General features: G+C 46.1%; 20 protein-coding genes, 1 tRNA gene and 1 pseudogene. 15 read left to right on the forward strand and 7 right to left on the reverse strand.

Features of this window, described 5'->3' with window-relative positions:
- Nucleotides 1–12 precede the first annotated feature (12 nt).
- On the reverse strand, nucleotides 13–2826 hold the full coding sequence (locus LZG94_RS17530; protein ID WP_233793080.1) for a TonB-dependent receptor: 2814 nt from the start codon (nucleotides 2824–2826) through the stop codon (nucleotides 13–15).
- A 273-nt stretch (nucleotides 2827–3099) separates the two neighbouring features.
- On the opposite strand from LZG94_RS17530, the gene LZG94_RS17535 reads away from it, so the two are divergent.
- From LZG94_RS17535 to LZG94_RS17545, 3 genes are all read left to right on the forward strand, one after another.
- Nucleotides 3100–3723, forward strand: coding sequence for a HupE/UreJ family protein (locus tag LZG94_RS17535; protein ID WP_233793081.1), 624 nt, complete (start codon nucleotides 3100–3102; stop codon nucleotides 3721–3723).
- A 29-nt stretch (nucleotides 3724–3752) separates the two neighbouring features.
- A complete protein-coding gene (locus tag LZG94_RS17540; protein WP_233793082.1) occupies nucleotides 3753–6131 on the forward strand; it encodes a M1 family metallopeptidase in 2379 nt (792 codons plus the stop codon).
- A gap of 158 nt (nucleotides 6132–6289) precedes the next feature.
- On the forward strand, nucleotides 6290–7237 hold the full coding sequence (locus LZG94_RS17545; RefSeq protein ID WP_233793083.1) for a D-2-hydroxyacid dehydrogenase: 948 nt from the start codon (nucleotides 6290–6292) through the stop codon (nucleotides 7235–7237).
- Between the two features lies 1 nt (nucleotide 7238).
- On the opposite strand, the gene LZG94_RS17550 is transcribed toward LZG94_RS17545, so the two are convergent.
- The gene (locus tag LZG94_RS17550) at nucleotides 7239–7463 is read right to left on the reverse strand and encodes a hypothetical protein (RefSeq protein WP_233793084.1); all 225 of its coding nucleotides are present in this window, start codon (nucleotides 7461–7463) and stop codon (nucleotides 7239–7241) included.
- Nucleotides 7464–7585: 122 nt separating this feature from the next.
- Here LZG94_RS17550 and LZG94_RS17555 point away from each other — a divergent pair, with 122 nt between their 5' ends.
- Nucleotides 7586–8104 (forward strand): hypothetical protein, encoded by a 519-nt coding sequence (locus LZG94_RS17555; RefSeq protein WP_233793085.1) that lies wholly within the window; start codon nucleotides 7586–7588, stop codon nucleotides 8102–8104.
- An 11-nt stretch (nucleotides 8105–8115) separates the two neighbouring features.
- On the opposite strand, the gene LZG94_RS17560 is transcribed toward LZG94_RS17555, so the two are convergent.
- A complete protein-coding gene (locus LZG94_RS17560; RefSeq protein ID WP_233793086.1) occupies nucleotides 8116–9519 on the reverse strand; it encodes a gliding motility-associated C-terminal domain-containing protein in 1404 nt (467 codons plus the stop codon).
- Nucleotides 9520–9633: 114 nt separating this feature from the next.
- On the opposite strand from LZG94_RS17560, the gene LZG94_RS17565 reads away from it, so the two are divergent.
- The 4 genes from LZG94_RS17565 (at nucleotide 9634) to LZG94_RS17580 (ending at nucleotide 12384) form a co-directional block, all read left to right on the forward strand.
- Nucleotides 9634–10272: a hypothetical protein gene (locus LZG94_RS17565; protein WP_233793087.1), complete on the forward strand. Its 639-nt coding sequence runs from the start codon at nucleotides 9634–9636 to the stop codon at nucleotides 10270–10272.
- A 30-nt stretch (nucleotides 10273–10302) separates the two neighbouring features.
- Nucleotides 10303–11082, forward strand: coding sequence for an enoyl-CoA hydratase/isomerase family protein (locus LZG94_RS17570; RefSeq protein WP_233793088.1), 780 nt, complete (start codon nucleotides 10303–10305; stop codon nucleotides 11080–11082).
- 79 nt (nucleotides 11083–11161) lie between these two features.
- Nucleotides 11162–11235: transfer RNA gene (locus LZG94_RS17575), tRNA-Arg, on the forward strand.
- 189 nt (nucleotides 11236–11424) lie between these two features.
- Nucleotides 11425–12384, forward strand: a complete 960-nt coding sequence (locus LZG94_RS17580) for a toll/interleukin-1 receptor domain-containing protein (protein WP_233793089.1) — start codon at nucleotides 11425–11427, stop codon at nucleotides 12382–12384.
- Between the two features lie 147 nt (nucleotides 12385–12531).
- Here LZG94_RS17580 and LZG94_RS17585 read toward each other — a convergent pair whose 3' ends face one another.
- From LZG94_RS17585 to LZG94_RS17595, 3 genes and pseudogenes are all read right to left on the reverse strand, one after another.
- A complete protein-coding gene (locus tag LZG94_RS17585; RefSeq protein ID WP_233793090.1) occupies nucleotides 12532–12957 on the reverse strand; it encodes a hypothetical protein in 426 nt (141 codons plus the stop codon).
- A gap of 8 nt (nucleotides 12958–12965) precedes the next feature.
- Nucleotides 12966–13541, reverse strand: a complete 576-nt coding sequence (locus LZG94_RS17590) for a Panacea domain-containing protein (protein ID WP_233793091.1) — start codon at nucleotides 13539–13541, stop codon at nucleotides 12966–12968.
- 69 nt (nucleotides 13542–13610) lie between these two features.
- Nucleotides 13611–14028, reverse strand: a pseudogene (locus LZG94_RS17595) (XRE family transcriptional regulator).
- A 237-nt stretch (nucleotides 14029–14265) separates the two neighbouring features.
- Between LZG94_RS17595 and asnS the strand changes: the two are divergent.
- From asnS to LZG94_RS17620, 5 genes are all read left to right on the forward strand, one after another.
- Nucleotides 14266–15702 (forward strand): asparagine--tRNA ligase, encoded by a 1437-nt coding sequence (gene asnS, locus LZG94_RS17600; RefSeq protein WP_233793092.1) that lies wholly within the window; start codon nucleotides 14266–14268, stop codon nucleotides 15700–15702.
- Between the two features lie 140 nt (nucleotides 15703–15842).
- Nucleotides 15843–16961: a hypothetical protein gene (locus LZG94_RS17605; protein WP_233793093.1), complete on the forward strand. Its 1119-nt coding sequence runs from the start codon at nucleotides 15843–15845 to the stop codon at nucleotides 16959–16961.
- A gap of 98 nt (nucleotides 16962–17059) precedes the next feature.
- Entirely contained in the window at nucleotides 17060–18271 is a 1212-nt protein-coding gene (locus LZG94_RS17610) for a serine hydrolase (protein WP_233793094.1), read from the forward strand.
- 61 nt (nucleotides 18272–18332) lie between these two features.
- Nucleotides 18333–20294 carry an NADH-quinone oxidoreductase subunit L gene (nuoL, locus tag LZG94_RS17615; protein WP_233793095.1) on the forward strand — a complete coding sequence of 654 codons (1962 nt, stop codon included), beginning with the start codon at nucleotides 18333–18335 and terminating at the stop codon, nucleotides 20292–20294.
- Between the two features lie 32 nt (nucleotides 20295–20326).
- Complete coding sequence (locus tag LZG94_RS17620; protein WP_233793096.1) at nucleotides 20327–21997, forward strand: NuoM family protein; 1671 nt, start codon at nucleotides 20327–20329, stop codon at nucleotides 21995–21997.
- Nucleotides 21998–22003: 6 nt separating this feature from the next.
- Here the strand turns inward: LZG94_RS17620 and LZG94_RS17625 are convergent, their stop codons facing one another.
- Entirely contained in the window at nucleotides 22004–22414 is a 411-nt protein-coding gene (locus LZG94_RS17625; RefSeq protein WP_233793097.1) for a hypothetical protein, read from the reverse strand.
- 143 nt (nucleotides 22415–22557) lie between these two features.
- On the opposite strand from LZG94_RS17625, the gene LZG94_RS17630 reads away from it, so the two are divergent.
- Together LZG94_RS17630 and LZG94_RS17635 are read left to right on the forward strand one after the other, a co-directional pair.
- The gene (locus LZG94_RS17630; protein WP_233793098.1) at nucleotides 22558–23673 is read left to right on the forward strand and encodes an acyltransferase family protein; all 1116 of its coding nucleotides are present in this window, start codon (nucleotides 22558–22560) and stop codon (nucleotides 23671–23673) included.
- Between the two features lie 128 nt (nucleotides 23674–23801).
- Entirely contained in the window at nucleotides 23802–24506 is a 705-nt protein-coding gene (locus tag LZG94_RS17635) for an ATP-binding cassette domain-containing protein (RefSeq protein ID WP_233793099.1), read from the forward strand.
- The last annotated feature ends 12 nt before the right edge of the window (nucleotides 24507–24518 follow it).

The raw sequence follows: 24518 nt of genomic DNA on the forward strand, positions 1-24518 counted from the left end.
GTTGCTTGGTGATTAGAATTTGTAAGAAATACCTACTGTGGTGTAAGATCCGCGGCGGAAAGACTGGTAAGATTCGTCTACGCCAGTGATCTTTCCATCCAGGTTACTGTCTTGTACCAACCTGAATTTTTGATTAAGAATATCCTGGATACCCGCTTTGAATTCGAGGTGGGGCCCAAGTGCTTTGATGATATTGAAGTCGAGTACGTTGCGGGGAAGTTCATAAACGGTAGGCTGCACTTCCTTGTCGCCCACCAGGAAAATCCTTTTTCCCACCACATTATAAAGCAGGTTGACCTGCCAGCCTCTGTTCACATCATTATAATAAAGACCTGTATTGATCAGATAAGGAGATTGTCCCTGCAACTGGCGGTTTTCTTCCTGGCCCGCAAAGCCGGTCAGTACATCACTTTTGATCACCGACGCATTCAATACGAGTGTCAGATTATCAACGAGTGAAGAGGTAGTGAGGTTTTTTAGAGATTTTCTTACTTCCACTTCCCCACCGATTGCATAAGCTTCTTCGGCATTATCAACCGAGAAAGTTACCCCCGATCCTGCGTACCGGACCCTGGTTTCGATCGGGTTTTTGAAGTGTTTGTAAAAACCTGCAACCGAGATCACTTCACCTTCATTCGGATAGAATTCGTACCGCAAATCCACATTCTGAATGCTAGGTGTTTTCAGGTTCTCATTACCAACCCTTGACACGTCGAAAGCAAAGTCATAATAGGTGAAAGGTGCCAGCTCGCGGAACTCAGGCCGGTTAAGCGACATGGTATAAGCGACGCGCAGCAATGATTTTTCGGTGAAATTGTAAGCAAGGTTAACCGAAGGCAGGAACCGCAGAATAGGGTTGTTCACATCCACGCGATCGCCTCCACCACGCTGGCGGCTTTGCAATTGCTGGCGGTTATGTTCTGCACGCACACCAAACGAACCATTGAACCTGGGCGTAAAAGGAATGTAAGAGCCAATATAAGCAGCCAGAAGTGTGTTTTGAGCCGCATACTGATCATCCGTATTCGTTCTCTCTCCGTAATGCAGCCTGTTCGCAGCTATATTTTCATCACTGAACAATTGTGCTGCCGGCAATGTGAGGATTTCCTCGGGTACTCCGCCAGGATTGTTTACGTTAAACCAGCGTGCTGCAAAATCTCTGTCTTTATATTCTCCAAACAAGCCCGCACGAAGCTTGATCTGCATTTTTTCTTCTCCTTCATATCCGTTGCGCTCGATACGGTGCTCGCCGTCAACGCGGAACGAAGATGCTAGTTCTTTCAAAGAAGAGTAAAAGCGCGCGCCGCGGGTCAAACTTGCATTGCTGCCCGGTACTACTTCCACAGTAAACGGATCATTTGTTCCAATGTTCCGGCTCGTTACAAAACGTCTGAAATCAGGCTCGTCGCGGTTGGTATATCCAAATGCACCCGTCCATTTCAAAGTAGTAGCTTCCGACATTTCGTGCGTTCCGCTCAGCTGACCCGTATAAATGCTTTTAGATTCGTACCGGAATGCATAATTCTGTACATCGCGATCATTATCAAGGCTGTAACCCTGGCGAAACGTAGTTTCCTTGCTGCTCAGCTGGTTGAAAAGGTTCCTGAATTCAATTTTGTGCTGCGGGTTAAAGATCAATCCCCAGTTGGACATTACGCCCAATCGCACATTGTGACCATAAAACTGATCATTATAGCTCGTCTCGATCTGAGAATCCTGTGTACTGTTGTTGAATGCGAGGTAACGGAACTGATTGGTAGGTGTTACCTGATTGGCACTGGTATAGCTCAGGTTGTTAAAGGTCGTCAAACGCAGCCTTCCCAGATCCATGCTATTGTTATATCCCAGCGACACGCGCAAATCCGGCGTCACGGTTTTTGTATACGTATCAACGAACTTAGGCAGATTACGGAATGCATTGAACGTCGCTTCCGTAGGCTGGCTTGCATTGGTTTGTCTCGCAGTTGGAAATGTAGAAGGAAGCTTGCGGTCGCCTGCGCCGAAGCCCAGCCAGTCCATCGAAGATCCGCGATAATCGAGTACATTACTGAAAGTGGTACCGGCCCTGAAACCCGGAGAGATAGCTACAGTAAAACCGTTCGCGTCAGGGATTGTTTTGGTGTAAATTTTAATAACCCCACCTGCAAACTCACCCGGAAGCTCAGGTGCGCCCGATTTGAATATCAGCATTCTGTCGATCGCTGTGCTCGGTATCAGGTCAAATGAGAAGGATTTTACATCCACTTCTGTCGAAGGCGTGATCGCGTCATTGAGCATTACAGTATTGTAACGCTCGTTCAAACCGCGGATAATGACAAATCTGTCATCCTGAATAGAAACCCCCGGAACGCGGCGGATTACCTGTGAAGCGTCCCTGTCCTGCGAGCGCTGGATCTGCTGGGCTGAGATACCGACCGCGATCTGTTCTGCCTGCTTGATCTCGGTGATGACCGAAACGTCTGTAAAAGTCTGGCGCTGGCCTACGATCTTTACTTCCGTCAGGTTGGCTACATCTTCTTCTAATGTAGTGTTGATTAAAACGGTCTGATTTGGGTAAACTGTAACTTCGATTTCTTTCGCCTTGTAAGAAACGTAAGTGACGATCACAGTTTGTTTTCCGGTTGGAATACCAGGCAGATCAAATTTACCTTCGATGTCGGACGAAGCGCCGACTGGCGGGGTACTGCCTTTAAGTACTACACTTGCACCGATTACCGGTTCTTTGGATTGGGCATCAACGATCGTTCCTTTGATGGAACCTGTCTGCGCGAATGCAGCAGACGTGCTGATAAGCAGGAGGATGAATGATAAAAATCTTGATTTCATGTTGTGTCAGAATAATTTCCGGCACAAAACTAGGTTGGCTACATTACTCCCAGATTTCTCTAATGTTATCTAATTGTTAACACTCAAAAACCGTAACTCGGTGATAATGATCACTATATTTGGCTAACCTACCTGATTAGCTCCCAAACATTGCCTTAAACCTGCTCTTTCAGATTGATAAATTGGTTTCGTCCTGTGAATGCAATATATTCGAATTCATTTACTTTGTCTTGACAATTACTTTGTCGGAATTTTTCATCTAATCCCAGCTTAATGTCCGAGTTTCAGGCGTACCTACAATTAGGTTTTGAACACATCACCGATTCCAATGGCTATGACCATATTTTATTTATCATGGCGCTTTGTACAATATATACCCTGATTGACTGGAAAAAGGTAATTGTACTGGTTACTGCATTCACGATCGGGCATTCGATCACTTTGGCACTTGCTACACTGGGCCTGGTCAGCATAGATCCCGACTGGATCGAGCTGCTGATACCAATCACGATCGTAATTACGGCTTGTCTCAATTTCTTTTATACAGTACCAAAAGGTTCTTATGCTAAAAGGGATGATAATACGATGCTCAGGTACGGACTGGCGCTTTTCTTTGGTCTGATCCACGGACTGGGCTTTTCGAACTACCTGCGCGCATTGCTTGGGAAAGAGGCCGGGATATTTAATCCTTTGTTAGGTTTCAATGTGGGTTTGGAACTTGGCCAGCTTATTATCGTATTCATTATCCTCTCAATCGCCTTCTTGCTTATCGAGATCCTGCGCGTGCAGCGACTGAGCTGGATCCATATTTTGTCGGGCATTATTGTCGGAATGGCTTTTTCCCTAATTTTAAACAACGAACTTTTTCAAAGCATTACCGGCGGCTCCGCTGACTAGCACCAATTACTATATTACTGAATAACCAAATGAAAAACCTGCTACTCCCTTTATTTCTATTGCTGGTGTCGGTCGCAACCTTCGCCCAGCAGCTTCCGCCTTCGGCGACCTATCAGTACAACGACCGGTTTGAACAACTGGGCCCGATGCTGCCTACTCCCAATTCCACGCGGGCCGCTTCCGGCGCTCCCGGCCGTGAATACTGGCAGCAGCGCGCTGATTACGACATTAAAGCAGAACTTGACGACGAAAACCGCCGCATTATCGGATCAGAAACGATCACTTTTTTCAATAACTCTCCCGATGATCTGAAATACATCTGGATGCAGCTTGACCAGAACCTTTTCAAAAAAGACGGGATCGGCGCTATGTCCCGGACCGGCGCGATCAGCGACAAAGGAATGACAACCGCGCAGCTTGCCAACCTGAATAACGGCAGAGGCTCCTCGCTCGATCCTAAAACCGAATATGGCTACAATATCACAGCCGTGAAAGACAAAGCCGGCAAGCCTCTTCCCTACAAGATCAACGGTACGATGATGCGCATTGACCTGCCCGCGGCCATGAAACCAGGTACAAGCATTGTTTTCGGGGTAGACTGGAATTACAATATCACGGAATACTACGGCCGCAGCGGCTATGAATTTTTTCCGAAAGACGGAAACGCAAACTACTTTATCGCACACTGGTTTCCCCGCCTTGCACCTTATGACGATGTAAATGGCTGGAACCACAAGCAGTTTTTAGGTCAGGGAGAATTTGCATTGATCTTTGGAAATTACAAAGTGGCTATCACTGTGCCCGCTGATCACGTGGTAGCAGCCAGCGGTGAATGCCAGAACTACGCCCAGGTTTTAACTGCCACGCAAAAGCAGCGCCTGAAAAAAGCGGAAACTTCAAAAACGCCGGTTCTGATCGTGACGCAGGATGAAGCTATCAAAGCTGAAAAGCGTGAAAACAAGAACCCGGGTAAGAAAACGTGGATTTACAAAGCGGATAATGTGCGTGACTTTGCATTTGCAAGCAGCCGGAAATTTATCTGGGATGCGATGCAAACCGACGTTTACAAAAGCGGCCGCAAGATCTGGTGCATGTCTATTTACCCAAAAGAAGGTAACCCGCTGTGGGAACAATATTCGACCCGCGCAGTGGCGCATACTTTGAAATCGTACGGCGACCGCACGTTTGAATATCCTTATCCCGTTGCAATTTCCTGTCACGGCGTAGCTGGTGGCGGAATGGAATATCCGATGATCAGCTTCAATGGAGGCCGCCCAGAGGAAGATGGCACTTACAGTGAGGCAGTTAAATACGGAATGATCGGCGTAATTATTCACGAAGTAGGTCACAACTTTTTCCCGATGATCGTCAACTCCGACGAGCGGCAATGGGCGTGGATGGACGAAGGTTTAAACACTTTCTGCCAATATCTTGCCGAAAAAGAATGGGATTACAACTTCCCTACCCGTCGCGGCGAACCCAACCAGATCACCGATTATATGTCTTCCGACAAATCGGTATTGACACCAATTATGGCTTCGGCTGAGAACGTGATCGGCTTGGGACCAAATGCGTATGCGAAACCTGCGACTGCCTTGAATATCCTGCGCGAAACTGTGATGGGCCGCGAGCTTTTTGACCATGCATTCAAAGAATATGCAAACCGCTGGCGCTTCAAAAGCCCAACTCCGGCAGATTTCTTCCGGACGATGGAAGATGCATCGGGGGTGGATCTTGACTGGTTCTGGAAAGGCTGGTTTTATGGTACAGAAGCTGTGGACCAGGATCTGTTAAGTGTGGATTGGTTTAATATCGATACCCAGAATCCGGATATTGAGAAGGAACTCGCACGCAAAGCTGCGGCGGAGAGGCTGAATACCATGAGCAAAATCCAGGATGCCAAAACGAAGGGCGAAACGGTAGTGGCGCAGGATTCCACAATGGCGGATTTCTACAACCGCTACGATCCATTTAAGGTAACGGAGGCAGATAAGCAGAAATACGAGCAGTACCTGTCTTCACTTTCGGAAACCGAGCGCGAGCTGATCCGTGAAAACACGAATTTTTACACCTTATCCATTAAAAACAAAGGCGGACTTCCGATGCCGGTGATCGTTAAAATGGGTTTTGAAGATGGTACCGACTCTGTGGCTGTATTTCCGGCGGAGATCTGGCGCTTCAACGACCAGCAGATCAACAAAGTTATCTCAACCAAAAAGAAAGTAGTACAGTGGGAACTGGATCCTTACCAGCAGATCGCTGATATCGACACAGAAAACAATTCCTTTCCACGTGTAGCGAAACCAACCCGCTTCCAGATCTTCAAGCAGCAAACCAGGAAAGCGCCAAACCCAATGCAAATGCAGGGAGCCGGCGCCGGAAAAGTAAGCACAGATCCGAAGAACTAGGAAATTACCGAAACCATAAAATCCGCTCCGGCACATCGCCAGAGCGGATTTTTTTATGCAATTTCAAAATTGATTCTATGTAATTTCAAAATAGAAGTTATGTAATTTCAAAATTGGCTTACAAGGCAAGCGTGTTTTAATACAAAAAACCCTGAATAATGAAGATCGTAATTCTTGACGGATATACTTTGAACCCGGGAGATCTGGACTGGGCGCCTATTAAAATGCTGGGTGAAGTTGAAATTTATGACCGGTCGAAGCCGGAGGAAATTGTGGAACGGGCAGCCGGGGCAGAAGTAGTTTTTGTGAACAAAGTGGTATTGTCGGAAGCTATTCTGGACCAGCTTCCGGAGCTGAAATATATTGGTGTGACTGCCACTGGTTTTAATAACGTAGATATTGAAGCAGCGAAAAAACGGGGTATTATCGTCACAAATGTGCGGGCTTACAGCTCGGCTTCCGTAGCGCAGCAAACTTTTGCATTGCTGCTGTCTCTGGTGAATCGTGCCGAAATGCATAGTCAGAGCGTATTCGCGGGAGGATGGGCGGCTTCGGCCGATTTCTGTTACTGGAAATCGCCGCTTACCGAGCTGGCGGGCAAAACGATCGGGCTGATCGGGCTGGGAGATATTGGTTCGCAGGTTGCGCAGATCGCAATTGCATTTGGAATGAAAGTGATCGCCTACCGGAAACATCCAAAACCGGTTGAGGGCATTGAAATGGTTACGCTGGACCAAATTTTCAGGCAAAGTGACGTAGTCAGTCTGCACTGTCCGCTCACTGACGAGACAAAAGAGATCATCAATAAGGATAATCTGGCAAAAATGAAATCGACAGCGATCGTGCTTAACACAGGTCGCGGCCCGCTCATTCACGAAGCGGATCTGGCAGAAGCATTAAGAAACGGCGTAATCGCGGGCGCTGGGCTGGATGTACTTTCTGCGGAGCCTCCAAAAGCGGACAACCCACTCTTATCTGCACCGAACTGCGTGATTACACCTCACATTGCCTGGGCAACTTTCGAAGCGCGAAAAAGGTTAATGCAACTAGCATCCGAAAATCTCTTCGCTTTTATAAAAGGCAACGCGATTAACGTGGTATTCTAGCTTATTTTTTCTTTTTCTTTCTCCCGCTTTTCTTCTTCTTTTTACCCCAATTATTTTTCATAGCTGAATAAGACTTTTTACTAACCGTCTTTTTGCTCTTGGGCTTGGAAGTACCTTTCTTTTTCTTGGCGTTAATATTATTGACAAGCGAATTTTTTACACCCAGCTTGTTCTTTTTAGTATTAGCCGACTTTTTCGGGCCTTTCTTTTTCTTAGCCTTTGCCATTTGTGATGAAGTTTTGAGAAAAGTTTAAATTTTCATGCCGGGGGATATTGAAGAAGAAATTGATGATTTTAAGTTAGATAGTCAGACTTTATTAAATTGCCCAAGCAACCAATATGACACAAATGAAATACCCGAATCGACTTTCTTCCGGTGCCAATAACCTCGTTATCGCGCTTTCTGAAACGGAGGTCGCCAAGCTTTTCATGGACGATACACGTTCCGATATCGGCTCTGAGGCGGAGAAAATGAAATACGCGAATCAGGTTAATGATCTCATTGTCAAATTTTTGCGACTAGATTATCATGAAGAATTTCAAGCAGAAATGCTCGTGATGGAGCGGCTGAAACCCATTGATTTTCGCGCGTATGAAGTAGGTACCAGAGAATTGTGGCTCGATGTATTTGAAGACGAACTTACGCAGTTACATCAAAATGGGTTTGTTCACCGGGATCTCAGACGCCCTTCCGGGATCGGCGGCTTATATTACGATAATATCCTGCTAACCGAAACGGGTTTGAGGCTGATCGACGTAGGTATTTCTGCTCTCAGAGAACAGGTAGGAGACAAAATATTTGATAAATATCTCGAAACTGAACGCTCGGAAATGGCTGCTTTTAAAGAGTATTTCTTAAATCGATAATCCCAAAACCATCACCTCACGAGCAGCACCGACCCTTCTTTCGAAACAGCCACACCTTTGCTGGTAACCCCTTCAATTTTGTAAAAATAGTCACCGCTACCGGCTTGCTGACCGCGGTAACTGCCGTCCCATGTACAATCTTTTTTATCAGAAAAGTACACTACCTCGCCAGAGCGGCTGTAAATGATGAACTTATTGAAAGTAATATCTTCCCCATTCTGCGGGCTGAAAGTCTCATTCTTTCCGTCGCCGTTTGGAGAGAATATTCCAGGCATAAATATCGCCGATGCTTTTTTGAGCGAAAGTATGGTACTCGCCGAGGCAGTGCAGCCCTCAGCCGACGTAGCCGTAACCTGATAAGTCGTCTCTTGGTTAATCGAGGCGATCGGGTCAGGAATTGCGGCATTATTTAACCCGACTTCCGGCTTCCAGGCATAGCTGATATTTCCTAAACCCTGTTCAGACACAAATGCATTCAGCTGAACGGGTGTATTTGGGTCGACCCGCGTATCTCCGGTCACATTCACAGTGATGCCGGGAATCACTTCAACAGTGACTGTCCGCTGCACCGTTTTACAATCCAATGTCCCCGTAACGGTATACGTAGTGGTTTGCGATGGGGTCGCGAAAGGTTCTTTTGCCGTGAGATCATCAAGGCCAGCAGCCGGCGACCAGGTATGAGAAATGGCATTACTGGTAGTGGCCAACTTAATCCCTTGCCCGGCGCAGATCGTCACATTATCATCAGGAATATTCAATATAACCTCATCCACGGGATCGATCCGCAGCGGCTTAACCGTTGATATACAACCTCCTGACTCTTTTACAGCAAGCTGATGATAACCTGGCGCGACTATAAAAACCGAATCAGTCTGAAAATGAACGGAATCGATCGAATACAGGTAAGGCGCAGTACCACCTTCCCCGACGACCGTAATTTTACCTTTATCATTGGTACAAGTCGCATGTTCCCATCTGGCCGTAACTTCCGCCTGTGCGATCGTCACCGTTTTCTTGATCACAATCTTATTCTCCGGCAGCTTCACATTCGTGATCGTGAGAATAACTGTTTTAACCCCGGTCGACAGCCAATATACTTTAAACGGCCCAAGACCCGAACCCGCAACCATCATTCCGTCAACCCATTCCCATTCGAATATAAAATCATCACTCACAGCCACATACATACTCCCAAGATCTCTCTCGGAAGTAAACCCTTTTTGTGGTAGCAGGCTTCCGGTGTACATAGCCTCAAAATAGGTACTAACCGAGCAAGCTGAGTTTGGTGTAAGGGTAAAATAGCTGGACGGAGAAGTTTGCGCGAACGCACAGATATTTGCTACCAGGATAGTCAGAAAAATCAGCAGGCAAAATCTCATAACAGGCTGGTGCGGAAGGTTATTCTTATCAGACAAAATAAGTAATATTAGGTTACAATTTAAAATACTACAACCCGTGCTGGGCTGGTTTTTGTACAATCTGGTTTTCAGGTTAATTTTACCGTTTCACTCTGATCCAAGCTTCGCGTTTTGAACAATCGACTGGCCATCATATTATCAGTACTTTTTCACCCACTGATCCTCACTACCTACCTATTCGCATTGCTGTTCCTGCTCTCTCCCGATCTTGTCGGCGTAAGTGCATTTGAGCTTCCGGCGTTGGGCAGTTTGTTGACGCTTTTGTTCCTGAATACCTTCATCGCACCCGCCGTTGTAACTTACTATTTTATGAAAATGGGGATGATCAAAAATCTCTATATTGATGATGTTTCCGAGCGGCGAGTTCCCTATCTGGCGACGGTCTTCATTTACGGGCTGGCGACTTACCTATTTGGCTGGCAACTTCAACCGATAGCGCAAATGGCCCCGCAAATTTCCGTGATCCTGGCCAGTGTCACATTGTCCCTCGTAATTGTAACCGCTGTCAGTTTTTTCTGGAAAATCAGCGCGCATGCGACGGGAATCGGTGGGATGATAGCAATACTTTCCGGCTTGATGATGCGGTTTGAAGAATATGCATTGCTATACCCGCTAATTATCGCCATACTGATAGCCGGATTGCTGCTGAGCGCCCGCTTGCAACTGAATGCACACAGTCTGGCACAGATTTTCGTCGGCTTTGTTTGCGGCGTGCTTGTGAGTAGTATGACTATTTACTTTTACTTCTGAGGTTATATTGTCGGACAAAAACGCATTCCTATGTACGAGAACATTCTTTTTAGCAGGACAAACGGAATTGCAAAAATCACACTGAACCGGCCGCAGGTATATCACGCACTGAGCGCCGCGCTGATGCAGGAAATCACCGCAGCGATTGCCGAAGCTGCCGGCGACGATCAGATCCGCGTATTGATCATCACCGGCGAGGGCGACAAAGCTTTCTGCTCCGGCGCAGATTTAAAGCAAACGCTGGAAGGTGGCGAAAGCGCCGAGCAAATGCTCAAAGCGTATTATGAGCCAATGATCCGAAGCATTCGCGAACTTCCGAAACCAGTTATTTGCCGGTTAAATGGATTGGCTGTCGGCGCCGGATGTTCGCTTGCATTGGCTTGTGATATCATTGTGGCCACTGAGGAAGCCTATCTGAGTTTACTTTTTGTACAAATAGGCTTGATGCCCGACGCGGGCGCTACTTACTTTTTGCCGCGCTTGATTGGAATGGCGAGAACATTCGAACTGGCGTCGACGGGCCGCAAAATTTTCGCAAAAGAAGCCGAACAGATCGGCCTGATCAACAAAGCTGTACCCGCGGAAGAACTCGATTCAGAAGTTAACAAACTGGCTTCCTACTATCTGGCCGCTCCTACCCTTGCAATCGGAGCAATGAAAAAGGTTTTGAACGAATCTTCGCACTCCGATCTGGCTAGAATGCAGGAACTGGAAAGGGTAAATCAGCAGATTTTGTATGAAAGCCACGATGCTCGCGAAGGTATTTCGGCTTTTTTACAAAAGAGAAAGCCTGACTTTCAGGGGAAATAGATTTTCGAAACAAATTTTTGCAATTCAGTATTTGTTAAAAACAGCCAGTTTCCTATCTTTGCAGTCCCGTTCGGGAATTGGTTGCGTAGCTCAATTGGATAGAGCACCTGACTACGGATCAGGAGGTTTGGGGTTCGAATCCCTACGTGACCACAACTAAGGCGCCTTTCGCAAGATTGGCGCTTTTTTGTTGCACCTTCGTATTTTCAGACAGGACATACTCCGGATGAGAGGTATTTAAAATCTTTGATCGCAAGCTGCTATTGTGACATCGGCAGTAGATATTCGTAATGATCAGGGTTAGTAAGGAAAAGCTTAAACTGTTGAAAACTTTAAGAAATCATGAACAATGATCTTGAACCAGTGACCGAATTTATTCCGACTGTATTCATCTCGTATTCTCATGATGACAATGAACATAAGGCATGGGTTTTGAGGCTAGCAGTACGTTTACGCGACAACGGAGTCAACGTTCTTATCGACCAGATAAATTTACGACTAGGTTCAAATTTGGCGATTTTCATGGAGCAGGGGCTAACAAAAGCTAACAGGGTGATTTGCATTTGTTCGGAAAATTATGTTGCAAAGGCAGACAACAGTCTAGGCGGCGTCGGATATGAGAAAAACATAATATCTGCGGCAATGATGAGCGACCAAAACAGTTCATGGGTTATTCCCATAATCAGAAACAATTGTGGGATACAGAAAATGCCTGTTGTTCTTGCTAATAGGCTTTACCTTAGTTTTGAAGAGGAGCGATTGTATGAAAGCAACTATGAAACATTGCTTAGAGACTTATTGGATGAGCCCGTTTATCCAGCTCGACCAGTTGGAAAAAATCCGTTTAAGAACATTCCTATTTTTACAGTGCAAAAATTTCTACCTAGAAGTGAAAAATATATATCTCCGGCGACCTCGGGATCAATAGAGTTTGATTATTCTAACAATGACGGCTTTTATGCTATTGGAGTAGGTGAGCTAATGTTTGAATGCCACTTTACAAGAGCGGGAACAGGTGCCATTCATATGACCTCTAATGGACCAAGTATATATTCACTCTCGCAGATAAAACAAAAGACTGAAATTAGTAAAATCTCTGATGCGTCAAGATATGATACATCATCAAAGACGAGGCTTTTTTATTCAGGTCATGTTGCTATATATCAAAATAAAAGTGGATTTTATGCTGCCATTAAACTAAGGCATATCGACGCTGCTACTCACCCGCTAACATGGGACAGTGTTTATTTCGACTATGTTATCCAAACTAATGGCACGCCAAATTTTTTGATGCCTGAGTGATTTGGCATAAATTAAAAGAACGTTTAGCTCTTGAATCATTATGAAATCCAATTTTTTTTGGATTCCATTACTATTTCCATACCTCCAATCACCTCATCATTTCCTCCTTCTCTCATACCTTTACAGTACTGACGAGGGATTTTCCATTTACAAAAAAAGTTTCTTGATCCTCCGTTCCACCAATCGACTTTTCAAAATCCCATTAATAATTTGGTCAAAATGCTCATCGTCCAATTGATCCTTATACTTTACTTTCCCTTCCTCAAACATCTTTTTAAACTCATCATACGGAATTGAAACAGGGCTATTGCAATTAATGTAAGTATTCTTGCTAAAAGGATTATCCGGCTCACTTTCGATAAAGACAATTGTATCATAATCGAGGTTACGCTTTTTGACAAAATTTAGTATTGTATCAAGCTTGGAAGTGCATACCGAAAACAATAGGATTTCTGTGCCTTTATCAAGCAATACATAATAGTGCGGATCGGGATTGCCTTGATAGTTAAGCGAAAAATAAAGGATGCTTTTTTCCTTAAGTACCTGATAGAAGGCCTCAAAACTAACTTCCATCGGGCCAATTAAGCGGAGTATTCCAGGAAGATTTCTCTGGATTCATTTAGGAATTCTTCACTGTCGTTGAACAAGCCAATCTTATCGCTCACATTCACGAAGAAATCATCCATGATGATTTCATACCTGCCTTTTTCAGCGATTTCAAAATTTGCTTTGTAGCGGATCCATTCGGGAAAGTTATGAGAGAGCTCTGACAAAGCGAAATGGTCATAGTGCTTGTACTTTTCCCAAATCAGATCCAATACCTCTATATCTGTTTCAGAAAAAACATCCATGTCCGGCTCCGCGTGAACTGAGTAGTCATATTGGCTGGATGTTAAATACTTAGCTATGTTTTGCGTTTCTCCTCTGTCAAAGGAGATGCCGGAGCCTTTCAATAAATCAAATGTGCAGGAAGCTACTGGGCCATTTTTCATGGCAAAATATTGGTCTCCTGTGATTGTTCGGCCATATTGCCTTAAATGATATCGATCGGAGAGCCAGATCAGTTTCAGCGCTTTCATTTTGTTCAGGCTGCCGCCTCCTAGATTGCCAAAGTGCACAAGAGCTTGAAGTGCTTTCTCAGTTCTAAATCTTTCCATAGCTGTGGCAGGTGGTATGTGTATAATGAGTGCAAAAGTAATACAAATATGGACTTAGAGAAGACAACCTCACCTCCCCCCAATCACTCTCTCCAACCGCCCCATCATCTCATCCTTCTCTTTCAACATCCGCTCATAAAGCGCAATCTTCTCTTCATGAGTTGAATAATCTTTTCCATCGGATGTAGATTGAAGGTGCCAAAGTTGAAGGAGTTTTCAACTCTATCGAAAGTGTTTGAGATAATATTCACAGCTTGTTGTTCATCAAAATTCCGAATCGCCTCAGCAGGGATTTTAAGAATCGCCGAAACTTGTTCTAAAATATCAGAATCGATCTTTTCTCTTTGTTCAAGCAAAGAGATCTTTTGCTGGTTCCAGTCTTCGCCGAGCTCGAACGCAAGAAAATCCTGCTTGATTCCCAGCATCTCGCGGAAGCGTTCAAATTCCGGCCTTCGTGGATCTTAATGTTGGGAGTAGTATTTGTCATACACCCTGGGGTTTCAATTTGTTAAGCAATTTATAGAATCCGCCTGATAAGATTGCGGATATCTTACCATTTAGGAATGTAGGTTACCAGCCGACCTGGTTTACCCTATAACCTGCTGCTGAGAATTATCGAGCCGCTTCGATATTTTAAATATTGCTTTCTAAAATCGTTAGGAGTCAGATTGATCCTATATTTGCGCCAAAATTCATAGTTTTTACCAAAACAACGATTGCAAAAATGGGACCGCTGCAAATCAAGGAAATATTACAGGCTACTCCTGAAAATCAACCCGTTACACTAAAAGGCTGGGTTCGGACTAAAAGAGAAAGTAAAAACGCGATATTCATTGCTTTAAATGACGGCTCAACAATCCACAATATACAGGCGGTTGCACAGCCGGGCCAGTTCCCCGACGAACTGATCCAGATTGTCACTACCGGAGCATGTTTGAAAATCACTGGTCAACTCGTTGAATCACAGGGATCGGGTCAGGCCGTTGAGGTGAAAGTCGAGTCGATCGAGGTTTATGGAGCTGCTGATCCTGACGTTTATCCGCTTCAACCAAAAAAGCATTCACTCGAATTCCTTCGCGAAATCGCACATTTGCGCCCCCGCACCAATACTTTCGGCGCCATTTTGCGTATCCGCCACGCACTGGCTTTCGCTGTGCATCAGTATTTCAACGACAGAGGATTTTTCTATCTGCACACCCCCGTAATCACGGCTTCTGACGCGGAAGGTGCCGGCGAAATGTTCCGGGTTACTACGCTGGATTTAAACAAAATCCCAAGAACTGAGGAGGGTGCTATTAACTTTAAAGAAGATTTCTTCGGAAGAGAGGCGAACCTGACCGTTTCGGGGCAGCTGGAAGGCGAGCTTGGTGCGATGGCATTGTCCAAGATATATACTTTCGGCCCTACTTTCCGCGCTGAAAACTCCAATACTACTCGCCACCTGGCCGAATTCTGGATGATCGAGCCAGAAATGGCGTTTTTCGAGCTGGAAGACAATATGGATGCGGCGGAAGATTTTGTCAAAACCGTAATTGCATCCGCGCTGGAAAACTGCAAGGATGATTTGAATTTCCTTCAAAACCGCCTCGCAGAAGAAGATAAGAACAAGCCGCAAAACGAGCGCTCTATTCCGCTTCTTGAAAAACTGAGCTTTGTGGTCGACAATCCATTCGAGCGGCTGACCTATACGGAAGCGATTGAGATTTTACTCAAATCAAAACCACATAAGGAAAAAAAATTCCAATATCCCGTGGGCTGGGGAATCGACCTTTCCAGCGAGCATGAGCGTTATTTGGTCGAAAAGCATTTCAAAAAACCGGTAATTCTGACCAACTATCCGAAAGAGATCAAGTCATTTTATATGAAGCTCGATGAGGATGGAAAGACAGTACGCGCGATGGATGTACTTTTCCCAGGGATCGGCGAAATTATCGGTGGAAGTCAGCGGGAAGAAAACTATGAAAAGCTGCTCGGCCGCGTGCATGAAGTAGGTATCGACCCGCAAAACCTATGGTGGTACCTCGAAACGCGGAAATTTGGAACCGCGCCGCACTCAGGCTTCGGTCTCGGCTTCGAGCGTCTCGTTCTGTTTGTAACCGGTATGAGCAATATCCGCGATGTAATACCTTTCCCGAGGTATCCGAAAAGCGCAGAATTTTAAGTTCCAAATCCCGGCCAGTCGCCGGGATTTTGTGTTTTAATACCTCTCAAAAAAACAACCTTCCTACCACCGTTACCTTTCCAGTGCTTTACCGTCTAAGTAAAGTAAATAGTGTAAATCTCACTTAATCGTACACGCACATGGAAAGTTTAATGCGGATCCCTTGGGTCGGTCTTCTTCTTGTCTTTTTTAGTTTTAAATGCATTGCTCAGCCTTTTCAGGTTAAGTGGACCATGGATTATACCCAGGCAGGAGTGTCCAGCGATGCTAACTTTACGCCCACGAATGCTGTTCTGGCGGGCGGTACCAATGATTTCACATTGCCGACGGTTTACAGTCCGGGCGGGTCGATCGGGGCTGGCTATATTATCCGTCCGTGGTCGCTGGCGTCTTCCAAAAGCAGGTACATGGAATTTACATTCGCTGCCAACTCTTTTAAGTATAACATTTCGTCCATTTCATTTCGCCTCCGAAGGTCGCCTACCGGCCCGGATATGATCCGCCTGCGATCATCAATGGACGGTTTCAATACTGATATTAGTGCTACAAACATCACCAATTCCAACGTTTTCAATTCTTACAGTATACCCGTTCACTTCGCCAATCTTTCCGAAAACACTTTTTCCATTCGCATTTACGCACATAATGCCCCGAGTATTCACGGGGTTTTGTGGTTTGATGAAATTACGATCAACGGAATTGTGCTGCCGATTGTCTTGCCGCTGGAACTGACTTATTTCAAGGGCGAAGTGGGTGAGCGAGCGGTCAGGTTGCTTTGGGAAACGGCCTGGGAGAAGAACACCGCCGAGTTTCTGGTCGAACGAAGTTCGGATCTCGTGAATTTTGAAGAAATTGGTTCAGTCGATGCGGCCGGGGAAACCAGCAGCCGGAAGGATTACCATTTCGCCGACAACCTGCCGCTGTCAGGAGCGGGTTATTACCGTTTGCGGCTTGTCGATCAGGACCAATCCTATTCCTTTTCAAAAACAATCGATATTACTACCCTGGAAACCGGGCGCGGCCTGCAAGTGGAGCCCAATCCCGCCTCTCCCGAAAAAATTATAATCTCTGGTAAAAATATAAATCCGAAAGTGCTTTCATTGACCTCCTCCGAGGGTCAGGCAATCGCTTTTAAATGTATAAAAAACGGCGCCAACTCCGTGATTTTGTTGCCAATACACGCGCTTCAACCCGGAATATATATCCTGACTTCCCCAAGAAATATTGGGAAAGAACATGTTAAAATACTAGTTCGCTAAAATAATCTATGCTTAATTTGTGTATAATAAGCATAAAAGATGGCGGTCGACCATCGTTTCATAATCTACGTTCCGAAAAATTAAAAGGCCCCAAGCCTATGTTGAGAAAAGTGCAGCCAAAAGTGTGGTGGACAGCCCTAGCTGTTGTGGTAGTTCTGCTGGTTTCCTGGGGATTAGTTAGAAAAAACAAATCGGAAACTGAGGAAGTGGCTGTGCGCGCCAAAGTAATGGCGAGCCTCGATCCGGTTGCTATTAGGTCTCCGAATGCAGCGACAGCGGCCAAGATCGCCAAGATCGAAGACATTTTCAGGCGTAAAAAACGCGCTGGCTTCAATGGTAATGTGTTGATCGTGCAAAAAGGTGAGATCCTGTATGAGAACTCTTTCGGTTTTGCCCATATTAAAGAAAAGGATACTCTAACGAGCTCGTCACGTTTTCAGCTGGCTTCGCTTTCAAAGCCTTTTACGGCTATTGCTATGCTGAAACTGATCCAGGAAGGCCGCGTAACTCTCGACGATTCGGTTCAGCGTTTTTTCCCCGATTTCCCCTATCACGGTGTCAAAGTAGATATGCTTCTGAGCCACCGGAGCGGACTGCCAAATTACATTTACTCATTTACCGACAGCATTCGTCACGGCAAGAAATATCCTGATAATCTGGATATTATGGACTGGTACGCCAAAGTAGTACCGACTCCGACACCTTATAACAAACCGGGAAGATCGTTTAATTACTGCAATACCAACTACTGCGTACTCGCAGCGATCGTCGAAAAAGTGACCGGAGATACGTTCGGCAAATACCTCAATGATCAGATTTTCGCGCCGCTGGGTATGCTGAATACCTTTTTGGTAACTGACACATCCTCTGCGGCTGTCAAAGACAGGACCGTCGGACACCAGTTCGGGCGCAGGCTTGAAAAGGATTATTACGATGATGTAGTCGGCGACAAAGGCTTGTATTCCACCACAGGCGATATTTATCGATTTTACAACGGGCTGACTAAAGGCCTGCTTCTTGACAAAAAATTACTCGACGAAGCATTCAAACCCCGCAGTTTCGAGCGCGCAGGTATCCGTAATTATGGGTATGGATTTCGGATGCACATCAATAAAGACAATTCGCCCCGCTTCATTTATCACGGCGGGTGGTGGAAAGGTTATAACACCATGTTATGGGTTTGTCCGGACGACGAGGCGGTCATTATTGTGCTCGGTAATTCCTACAATCGCTCTACTTACGACCTGAAAGAAGTGCTTGAAGCGATCCACGGTCCCGGTAAAATTGAAGATATCGAGAAAGAAATCTAGCACTGTTTGAATTCGGTCACGAATTCAGGATATTTGCCGAAATCAAACGAATTCAAGCCTTATGCCAGATTCTGCGTATTTTTTGCCGGCCGCCCTGTTGCTGGGAATACCGTTTCTGACATTCTTTTTCTTGTGGCTTGGAGGTAAAAGTTTGAACACCGCAGCGGGCTACCTCGGCACCGCAGCCACAATATCCGGTTTGCTCATCAGCTTCTGGTACGCCGATCCCGCCACTTTACACATCGTTAAATTCAACTGGCTCGTCATCGGTAACAAAGTGATCGAGCTATCTTTCCGGTTCGACCGCCTCACGTGCATTATGCTCGCCATCGTGCACTTTGTAGCCGCACTGGTCCAGATATACTCCGTTTCTTACATGCACGGCGACAAGAACGTGCATCGCTATTACGCGTTTCTGCAACTGTTCTTATTCTCGATGGTCGGCATTGTAGTCGCCGGCAGCTTGCTGGTGATGTACATGTTCTGGGAGCTTGTTGGGCTTTCCTCCTACTTGCTCATCGGTTTCTGGTATTTCAAAAAAAGGACTGTCTGGGCTGCGCAAAAGGCATTTGTACTGAACAGGATCGGCGATGCAGCTTTCCTGACGGGCATTTTAATGTTGTTTTACTATACTGGCTCTACCGATTTTGAAGTGATCCCGGGCAAGCTCTGGGAACTCTCGCCGGGCCTTGTCACCGCCATCGGGCTGTGTCTGTTTGGAGGTTGTATGGGAAAATCAGCCCAGTTTCCATTATCAGGCTGGCTCCCCGACGCGATGGAAGGCCCTACCCCGGTTTCCGCGTTAATTCACGCAGCTACAATGGTAGCGGCAGGTATTTTTCTGCTAGCTCGCATTTCGTTTATGCTAACTTTTGAAGCGAGACTGGTGATCCTGGCAATAGGTACAATCACCATGCTGACCGGTGCTGTAAAAGCGATCAATGAATGGGATATTAAACGGGTGCTGGCTTACAGTACCATGTCACAGCTGGGTTTGATGGTCGTAGCTGTCGGTTTCGGAAGCTGGCAAACTGCTATGTTCCACCTTGCGACCCACGCGTTTTTCAAAGCCGGGCTTTTCCTTTCTGCCGGCTCGGTCATTCACGCAGTAACTCCTTCGGAAGAGAATACTGCATTCGACCCGCAGAATATGCGCTCAATGGGTGGTTTAAAAAAAAGCCTTCCTATTACTTTTCTTTGCTTTTCAATCTGCGCGGCTGCATTGGCCGGGCTGCCTTTCTTTTCAGGATTTTTGTCCAAAGATGCGATCATTACCGAAGGTTTTCTTTGGGCCGAAGAAGTGGGGCCGCTTGCCTATATCTTCCTGCTAATAGTCGTGTTTTCAGCCGGACTTACTGCCTATTATATGACGCGTCAGGTTTGGCTGGTGTTTTTTGGTGAGAAAAGATATTCGGGAACGCAGTCTGTGCACCCGCACGAATCCCCTGCTACCATGTGGATTCCTATGGTACTGCTTGCTGCACTTTCGCTGTTTATCTGGTTTTCCTTTAATCCGTTCAATGCGTCCGGCTGGTTTCTACATTTCCTCGATCCGACAGAATCTGCTCACCTTTTCTGGGTACCAATTCTCGCAACCGGAACTACTATCCTGTTCATTTTCCTGGCTTACCGTCAGATCAGCGGCCCAAATCCATTTGGCATCGGATCGGCAGAAACGAAAGTAAATTTTTTGGAAAAAATAAATATCAACTGGCTTCGGGATTACTCGCAGGACCGCTACTTCATTGTACCATTTGCGGCGATAGCCGGATATTTCAAAAAACTGGAAGCCCGCGCGATTGATTCTTTGGTCGAATTCGTTGCAAAAGGCAGTGTTGTCACTGCTCACGTTATCAGCTGGGTCGACCGAAATGTGGTCGATGGCGGCGTGAATCTGACTGTCTACACAATTCGTTCTGCCGGAAATGCCGCACGCGGTCTGCAAAATGGAAAGATCCAGTCCTATTACCTTGTCACGATAACGGGCGTTTTTTTACTGGTACTCTGGCTATTCTTTGCCTGATTTAGGCAAATGCCATTCTAAAACAACATTTGATGATTGATCATATACTTTCCTTACTGATTGCAATACCGATGCTGGGCGCGGCTGCGGTGGCTTTGTGGCCTTCCAAACAGGCCGGCCATTTCAGGATCGTTGCGCTCGTTACCCTCCTTATCGAAGCGTTACTCGCCGTTTTTCTATTCCTGAATTTCGATAATCAGGACTTCGCCCACCAAATGGCTGAAACTACCGATTGGATCACATTACCGATCGGCTCGCTGGGTATTGTTTCTATCGATTATGCGCTTGCAGTCGATGGGATCAGTTTTCCATTGGTATTACTCGCGGTGATCGTGTTACTAGCTGGTGTGGTAAGTTCCTGGGAAATCTCGCAGAAAACCCGCGCTTATTTTTCGCTGTACCTTTTGCTTACGGGCAGCGTGATCGGTTGTTTTCTGGCGCAGGATTTCTTCCTTTTCTATTTGTTTTTCGAATTTATGCTTCTGCCCATGTATTTCCTGATCGGTCTCTGGGGCGGCCCAAGGAGGGAATATGCTGCATTGAAATTCTTTATCTACACATTTTTCGGCTCCCTGCTGATCCTGATCGTCATGATCGGGCTTTATTTGTCCGTTATAGATCCGCTCGAAACAGCCAGAGTTGTAGGAATTATGGGAATGGAAGACGCTATTCATCCTGACCTGATCCCGCAAATCCAGCAGTGGTTGATCGATGGGAAAATCGCTCCGGAGCAGATCGTGCACACATTCCGTTTTCAATACCTGGCCGATCCGGGCAACTATCTGCCGGGCTCACTATTGCATTTGGCTTCGCAATATTTTGTCGGGGATATTCCGCTGCGCTTACTTGCTTTCTGGTTTCTGTTTATTGGTTTTGCGGTCAAATTGCCCGTTTTCCCGGTTCATACCTGGCTGCCCGATGCGCACGTTGAGGCGCCTACTCCTATTTCGGTAGTACTTGCCGGTATTTTGTTAAAAATCGGAGGTTACGGTTTTATCCGGATCGTCGACGGTTTTTTCCCGCTCGAAGCGCAGCATAGCGCCATTCCACTTGCGATTCTGGGTATGATCTCGATCGTTTACGGTGGATTTAATGCACTCGGACAGACGGACCTGAAAAAAATGATCGCCTATTCTTCTGTCTCGCACATGGGATTTGTGCTGCTCGGGATAGCCGCATTCACGGCGGAGGGTTTAAACGGAGCTATTTATCAAATGGTCAGCCACGGGATACTTTCGGCAATGCTATTTTTACTTGCCGGCGTAGTTTACGATCGTACGCACGATCGTAATATCGACCATTACCGCGGGCTGATCAGCGTGATGCCGCAGTACACGATCATTACCGGAATCGCTTTTTTTGCTTCGCTGGGTCTGCCCGGATTTTCAGGGTTTGTGGGTGAAATTTTCACGCTGATGGGCGCTTTTCAGTCCGACGCACTTCCTGCGTGGATTCCTGCATTATCAACACTCGGAATCGTCCTGGCAGCAGCCTATTTCCTCTGGACTTACCAGCGCATGTTTTTCGGTTCTTTCTGGTATAAAAACGGCGATTCGTCGGTATTGACCGATCTTACAGTTCGCGAAAAAACCTTGCTTATTCCCCTCGCGATCCTTACTGTATTACTTGGAATATTGCCCGGCATTCTGTTTAATATGACGGGCCCGACGATTGAGGCGTGGCTGAGAGGGTTAAATCACTGATATTTCCTATTTGCCGAAAAACTGATCTAAACTGAATCTGCCTTTTTTCGATAATGCTTGCAGTTGCTGCTGCTGTTCCGGCGTCAGGATCTCGATGATTTCAGCACGTTTTTGTTCGGCCAGCATTCTCCGGTCGCGGCGCTTGGTACCGTCTTTCCTTTCCAGCTTTCTTTCAAAACGGGCGTATCTGCGGTCAATTTTTTTCAGTTGTTTCTGCTGACGTTTGCTTAGTTCCAGCTCCGTAGCGAACCGGTCCATGTTCTTTTCAAGCCTGCGGTTATTAAGTTTGGGATTAGTGGCTGCCTCTTCGGTATCGAAACTGTCCCTCCTTTCGGCGCGCTGGGCATTGACCGAAGTGACAGAACCTGAGATCCACAAAGTCACTGCAAACAGGAAAAACAACGTTACTTTTTTCATATTAAATTGGGTAGATTAAATATCGATGCATATAACGCGGGTATTGGTGGTATTATTTAACATCTTTACAGTAAACCTTATTAGTTTTATTTCAACTTGTCTCCCTTTGACCAAATTTTATTTCCCTTCCCTATTTTAATCAAATGAAAGAAAGTACTCCTCCGCAAAGGTTATTGTCCCTGGACACATTGCGTGGCTTTGATATGTTTTGGATTTCAGGTGGCGAAGAGATTTTTCACGTGCTGGCAAAAGTGACCGGCTGGTCCTGGGCAATCGTACTCGCACACCAATTCACACATCCAGACTGGAACGGTTTCCGCGCCTACGACCTCATTTTCCCTACATTCCTGTTTATGGCGGGCGTTTCCACTCCTTTTTCGCTTGGAAGTCGCCTTGAAAAAGGGGTACCGCAAACCGAACTCCTCAGAAAAGTGGTTCAGCGGGGTTTGCTGCTGGTATTCCTTGGAATCATTTACAACAACGGTATATTCCAGACCGAGTGGCACAATATGCGCTACCCGAGTGTGCTCGCACGAATAGGGCTCGCAGGTATGTTTGCCCAGATCATTTATTTATATTCTAATAAAAAAACACGCTGGATCTGGTTTGGCGGCTTGTTAATAGGCTATTACCTGTTCATGACTTTTTATCCTGTCCCAGGCTGTGGCGCAGGTATGCTAACAATGGAATGTAATCCCGCCAGCTTCTTCGACAGAATGCTCATCCCCGGCCGCCTTCACCTCACGATCCACGATCCCGAAGGTTTGGTCTCTACCATTCCGGCAATAGCGACCGGGTTAATGGGAATATTTGCGGGCGAACTTTTGCGGACGAGCGAGGAAGTAATTTCAAAAAACAACAAAGTGACTTATCTCGTTTTCGCCGGCATTATCAGTTTGCTGGTATGTTTGGTGTGGGACTTCTTCTTCCCGATCAATAAGAATTTATGGACGAGCTCGTTTGTGCTTTGTGCTGGCGGGTTCAGTGTATTGCTGCTTGCATTGTTCTATTGGCTGGTCGATGTTTTGAACTATCGCAAATGGACATTATTTTTCGTAGTAATAGGGATGAATTCAATCGTGATCTACATGGTAGGGAGCTTCATTTCATTCGGCTACACAGCCAATGCACTTTTCGGCGGGATACTAAGCTACTTCCCGCATTCGGTAGAAGCAGTTGGAGAAGTAATCGCATTCATAGCAGTTCAATGGGCATTTATGTACTTGTTATTTCGGAATAAGTTGTTTTTGAAAGTATAAGGAAGGGGAGGAAGGAGGAAAGGAGGAAGGGAGAAAAACTAAATATTCAATCATTCAGTCATTCAATCATTCCCCAATCCACGGCGGCCCATTCACTCATTCACTAATTCACTCATTCACTCATTAAAATGATCGAAGCAACCAACCTTACCAAACTATACGGTTCCCAGCGGGCGATTGATGGGATTTCTTTTTCTTTGAAGAAGGGGGAGATCGTCGGTTTTCTGGGGCCGAACGGGGCGGGGAAGTCTACGACAATGAAGATTTTGACGGGCTATCTGAAGCCGACTGATGGAGCTGCGCGGGTTTCTGATTTTGACGTAGTCAGTCAGCCAATGCCCGCGAGAAGGTCCATCGGCTACCTGCCCGAACACAATCCGCTTTACCTGGATATGTATGTGACTGAGTTTCTTATGTTTTCAGGGAAATTGTACGGAATGAGTGGCGCCTCTTTGAATGCCCGGGTGGAAGAAGTGATCGAGATGTGCGGGCTCGGACCCGAAAAACGCAAAAAAATCGGGCAGCTTTCCAAAGGTTACCGGCAGCGCGTGGGACTTGCCCAGTCTTTTCTGCACGACCCGCAGGTACTTATTCTCGACGAACCCACTACCGGCCTCGACCCTAATCAGTTGCAGGAAATAAGAGAAGTGATCCGCACAGCCGGACAAGATAAAACTGTACTTTTTTCCACGCATATTATGCAGGAAGTGGAAGCATTGTGCGACAGGGTGATCATCATCAACAAAGGCAAAGTCGTAAATGACAGCTCGCTGGAAGACTTACGGCAATCGGGCAGATCTTTGGAAGAAACGTTCCGGATCCTTACGCAATAGGCTGACGATCAG

Origin of the sequence: Dyadobacter sp. CY343, assembly GCF_021390335.1 — a bacterium.
In the GTDB taxonomy this organism is placed as follows: Bacteria; Bacteroidota; Bacteroidia; order Cytophagales; family Spirosomataceae; genus Dyadobacter.

Bases quoted from the DNA above. Each gene is read 5' to 3' on its own strand.
- LZG94_RS17610 (WP_233793094.1), top strand. From the start codon at position 17,060: ATGTTGAGAAAAGTGCAGCCAAAAGTGTGGTGGACAGCCCTAGCTGTT.
- LZG94_RS17555 (WP_233793085.1), top strand. From the start codon at position 7,586: ATGAAATACCCGAATCGACTTTCTTCCGGTGCCAATAACCTCGTTATC.
- LZG94_RS17535 (WP_233793081.1), top strand. From the start codon at position 3,100: ATGTCCGAGTTTCAGGCGTACCTACAATTAGGTTTTGAACACATCACC.
- LZG94_RS17590 (WP_233793091.1), bottom strand. From the start codon at position 13,541: ATGGAAAGATTTAGAACTGAGAAAGCACTTCAAGCTCTTGTGCACTTT.
- LZG94_RS17540 (WP_233793082.1), top strand. From the start codon at position 3,753: ATGAAAAACCTGCTACTCCCTTTATTTCTATTGCTGGTGTCGGTCGCA.
- LZG94_RS17580 (WP_233793089.1), top strand. From the start codon at position 11,425: ATGAACAATGATCTTGAACCAGTGACCGAATTTATTCCGACTGTATTC.
- LZG94_RS17625 (WP_233793097.1), bottom strand. From the start codon at position 22,414: ATGAAAAAAGTAACGTTGTTTTTCCTGTTTGCAGTGACTTTGTGGATC.
- LZG94_RS17530 (WP_233793080.1), bottom strand. From the start codon at position 2,826: ATGAAATCAAGATTTTTATCATTCATCCTCCTGCTTATCAGCACGTCT.
- asnS (WP_233793092.1), top strand. From the start codon at position 14,266: ATGGGACCGCTGCAAATCAAGGAAATATTACAGGCTACTCCTGAAAAT.
- LZG94_RS17605 (WP_233793093.1), top strand. From the start codon at position 15,843: ATGGAAAGTTTAATGCGGATCCCTTGGGTCGGTCTTCTTCTTGTCTTT.
- nuoL (WP_233793095.1), top strand. From the start codon at position 18,333: ATGCCAGATTCTGCGTATTTTTTGCCGGCCGCCCTGTTGCTGGGAATA.
- LZG94_RS17635 (WP_233793099.1), top strand. From the start codon at position 23,802: ATGATCGAAGCAACCAACCTTACCAAACTATACGGTTCCCAGCGGGCG.
- LZG94_RS17585 (WP_233793090.1), bottom strand. From the start codon at position 12,957: ATGGAAGTTAGTTTTGAGGCCTTCTATCAGGTACTTAAGGAAAAAAGC.
- LZG94_RS17545 (WP_233793083.1), top strand. From the start codon at position 6,290: ATGAAGATCGTAATTCTTGACGGATATACTTTGAACCCGGGAGATCTG.
- LZG94_RS17570 (WP_233793088.1), top strand. From the start codon at position 10,303: ATGTACGAGAACATTCTTTTTAGCAGGACAAACGGAATTGCAAAAATC.
- LZG94_RS17620 (WP_233793096.1), top strand. From the start codon at position 20,327: ATGATTGATCATATACTTTCCTTACTGATTGCAATACCGATGCTGGGC.
- LZG94_RS17550 (WP_233793084.1), bottom strand. From the start codon at position 7,463: ATGGCAAAGGCTAAGAAAAAGAAAGGCCCGAAAAAGTCGGCTAATACT.
- LZG94_RS17630 (WP_233793098.1), top strand. From the start codon at position 22,558: ATGAAAGAAAGTACTCCTCCGCAAAGGTTATTGTCCCTGGACACATTG.